The sequence below is a fragment of the Pelomicrobium sp. genome, assembly GCF_036803785.1.
Taxonomy (GTDB): Bacteria; Pseudomonadota; Gammaproteobacteria; order Burkholderiales; family UBA6910; genus Pelomicrobium.
Genome location: NZ_DAIRTR010000207.1, coordinates 1 through 3,459, shown reverse-complemented (window position 1 = coordinate 3,459; position 3,459 = coordinate 1). Strand labels below are relative to the sequence as shown.

The following is a 3,459-nucleotide window of genomic DNA, read 5'->3' as shown; positions in this document are numbered from 1 at the left end:
AATCCCCGGACACTGGTGGGCTCCCCGTTGCCCGAGAGGGCGACGTCGTTCAACCGGCGCATCTCCGGAGGCGCCGCCTGTTCCAGATAGTTGCCGTGAACCACCTGGCGGAGAAATGCCCGTAGCTCCCGCTCTAGCCGCGTCAGGTCCACCGGGGGAGCGCTCCCGCGGATCAATCCAGGCACCTGGCAATAGAGGCAGCGCCAGTTACACGCGTTGTTGGTATTGAGGTTCACGCCCACCGAGAGCCCTCGGCTGCGCCGGGACAACACGGGATAGACATAGCGCAGCCCCACCGCGTCCCGATCGTGATCGGTGGTGGACAGCCGTTTGTTTCCCCGCTCCGGTGTCAAAAGCGCCCCACCCGCGCCCGCACGGCCGCGGGCTTCGATGCTACAATTTTGATTTTTTTCGCCTCTTTGCTCCATGCTGATCACTCGCCGCCTGGAATTCGACGCCGGTCACCGCATCCCTCACCATGCCAGCCAGTGCCGCCATCTCCACGGGCATCGTTACGCCTTGGAAGTGACCCTGTCCGGAGACATTATCACCAGGGAGGGGGCTCCGGAACAGGGGATGGTCATGGACTTCGCCGAGGTGCGGGCCATCGCCTGGCGTCACCTGGTACAGGCCTGGGACCATGCTTTTTTTGTCTATGAAAAGGACACGGCGCTGGTGGCGTTCCTCAATTCCCTGCCAGGTCACAAAACCGTGGTCCTGGGCGCGCCGCCTACGGCGGAGAACCTGGCGCTGGAAGCCTTCCGCATCCTGGACGCCGCCTACCGGGACGTCTACGGCAACCACCTGAGGCTAGAGCGGGTGCGCCTCTACGAGACCCCTAGCTGCTGGGCGGAAGCGGTGCGCGGGCAGTTTTAGCGGCCATTCCCTTCACCCAAGCTTCACAAGCTTTTACAATCACCCGGCGGGCGCCTGCCTCACCCGCGGTACAATTTCGTTGTCATTGGAACGTTCAAGTTCCAGGGAGGCCTCCCGTGATCCTGCCGCCGCTTCGCCCCCTGTCCACGCCCACCACGCTTTTGCTTCTCAGCCTGCTCGCGGCCTGCGGCGGCGGTGGCGGAAGCTCCTCGGGGCTTGCTCCCCATGCCCCTACCTACAGCGAGATTCTGCTCGGCTCCCCCACCACCATCGACGGGACGTTGCAGAACTACCGCCTCGACACCGCCCAGATCACGCCGGCAAGCGGGGGCGGCGATGGCAACAAAATCGAAGGGACAGTGAGCGGCAGCAGCGGGAGCCTCACTTCCATCACCATCACGGTCACGTTCGAGGGAAATCGCCTTTTTACAGAAACCTTCGATGCTTTTGCGAGCCCGACTTATTGGCCCCTTGCGCCGCTGACTTACCGATATCAAGAAAAGACTCTGACTGGAAGCGGGACAGCGAAGATCAGTTTCTTCGAACCCCAGGCACTGGGACTGACCTATTCGGCACTGGGCCTGTGGGAGTGTGAGGGCTGCGTCACCGGAACGGCTTCCGTGGGCGGCTATTTCTCCATGGGGGCCATCACCCAGGGAAGCGACATTCCCATCTCGGGCAGCGCCGCCTATAACGGCAAGCTGATCGGGACCTACGCCGACGGGAGCAAGGTGTACGAGGTGGGAGCCACTGCCACCGCAACGGCCAACTATACTTTCACCTCACCCAGCGTCCTCCTCACGACGAACAACACCGTCATCGTGGAAAAGGGAATGACCACCCAAATTAGTCGCGATGACTTGAACCTCTCTGGTACGCTGACCTATACGGGCGGCACGAACCATCTGACGGGAACCCTCACGACAGGAAGCGGCATGACCGGCCCCGCCGCCGCTCGCTTCTATGGCCCCCAGGCCGCCGAGCTGGGGGGTACGTTCTTTGTGAAGAACACTGGCAACACGGAGCAAATGGTCGGCGGCTTCGCCTTGAAAAAGGAATGAAAAATCCCCGCCCCGCGGCCGCTCTGTTTTTCGTGCCCCTTACCTGCTGACGCCCCCTTACCGGCTCCATGGCCTGGCCCCGCTGGCTATTGATCGCCTGGCTGTGGGCCGTTCCAGGGAGCTGGGCCGCCACACCCGGGACGCTCGAGCTTTCTCCTGAGGAGGCGACAGCCCTCGCCGCCCAGTGGCTATCAGAGGGCCGCACCGAAGAAGCGGGGCGGCTGATCGATCGCCTCGCCGCAACCTTCCCCGAAAATCCCCAGATCGTCTTCCTCCAGGGGCTCCACGCCCTGCACACCGGCCGCTACCGGGCCGCGGTGGAGCGCTTCCGCTTCCTGCTCACGCGCGAGCCCCGCTTGACCCGGGTGCGCCTGGAGCTCGCCCGCGCCCTCTACCTCGCAGGCGACTTCGAGGCGGCCCGCTACCACTTCGAGGCAGCGCTGGGAGAAGACTTGCCGCCCGCGGCGCGGGAGAACGTGCTTCGCTTCCTGCGGGCGATCGAGGCCCAAACCACCTGGATCCGCTTCACCGCCACCCTGATCCGGGACACCAATCCAGCGAACGCCACCCGCGCAGAGCGTATCACCCTGTTCGGGCTGGAATTCGTCGTGAACCCGGACTCCCGTCCTAGGGATGCGTGGGGTGTGGGTCTCAACGCCGACGCTCGCTACGCCTTCGGCTCGGAGAACCGCAGCTTCGTCCGGGGCGCCGTCATCGCCCGGGAATACGCCGGGCGCTTCGCCGACTTCCACTACGTCCAGGCGACCCTCGGCCGCAACGCCTTGGTCGGCGACTCCGTGCTGAGCGCCGAGGCGGGGCCCGCCTACGCCTGGTACCAGGGCCGGGGGCTTTATGCCGGCGGCATCGTCCAGGTGAGCCACAGCCATCCCCTCGGCAGGCGGGTCCTCGCCCAGGAGAGCCTCACCTGGCGCTGGCTCGATTACGAGCGCTTTGAGGACCTCTCGGGCCATCAACCCTGGGCCGGCCTGCACTTGCGCTACGCCCTGGATGGCACCTCCGCCCTTGGCGCGAGCCTCCAACTCGGGCGCCACAGTGCCCGGGAAGAGGCGTTCAGCTATAGGGCGGTGGAAGCGGTGTTGCGCTACAGCAAGGAGCTGCCGGCCCGGCTCAACTTCGAGGCGCGGCTTACCGCCAATCGCTTTCATTACCTGGGCGAGCAGCCCCTATTCGGGGTCCGGCGCAAGGACCGGCTATGGCGGCTTGACTTCGAGTTCCTGATCCGGGACTGGGCGGTGGCAGGCTTCGCCCCTTATGTGGCGGTGAGCTTCGAACGCAACGATTCCACCCTCCCGATCCACGCATACCAGCGCAATTTCGTGGCGGTGGGCGTCTCGCGGGCGTTCTGACTGCTCAGCGGGCGGCCCCTGGCGAGTCCCCACGCCTCACAGCGCTCCATCGCCCCGTCCTGGGCGATGGGATTCTGGCGGAAGGGGTGTCCGCCAACATGTAAGAAAATATCCATTATGATCAATCATATCGCCTCTAGAGCCGGTCCTTTATC

3 protein-coding genes and 1 pseudogene are annotated in these 3,459 nt (G+C 64.6%); 3 read left to right on the top strand and 1 reads right to left on the bottom strand.

Annotated features, from left to right (window positions below):
• A pseudogene (locus tag V7Q81_RS15245) lies at positions 1–353 on the bottom strand (radical SAM protein); the annotation flags it as partial.
• Between the two features lie 73 nt (positions 354–426).
• Here V7Q81_RS15245 and V7Q81_RS15240 point away from each other — a divergent pair.
• The 3 genes from V7Q81_RS15240 to V7Q81_RS15230 all read left to right on the top strand — a co-directional run bounded on the left by V7Q81_RS15240 (position 427) and on the right by V7Q81_RS15230 (position 3,304).
• Positions 427–876 (top strand): 6-pyruvoyl trahydropterin synthase family protein, encoded by a 450-nt coding sequence (locus V7Q81_RS15240; RefSeq protein ID WP_333845020.1) that lies wholly within the window; start codon positions 427–429, stop codon positions 874–876.
• Positions 877–992: 116 nt separating this feature from the next.
• Complete coding sequence (locus V7Q81_RS15235) at positions 993–1,937, top strand: transferrin-binding protein-like solute binding protein (protein ID WP_333845017.1); 945 nt, start codon at positions 993–995, stop codon at positions 1,935–1,937.
• A 68-nt stretch (positions 1,938–2,005) separates the two neighbouring features.
• Positions 2,006–3,304, top strand: a complete 1,299-nt coding sequence (locus V7Q81_RS15230; RefSeq protein WP_333845015.1) for a surface lipoprotein assembly modifier — start codon at positions 2,006–2,008, stop codon at positions 3,302–3,304.
• Positions 3,305–3,459 lie beyond the last annotated feature (155 nt).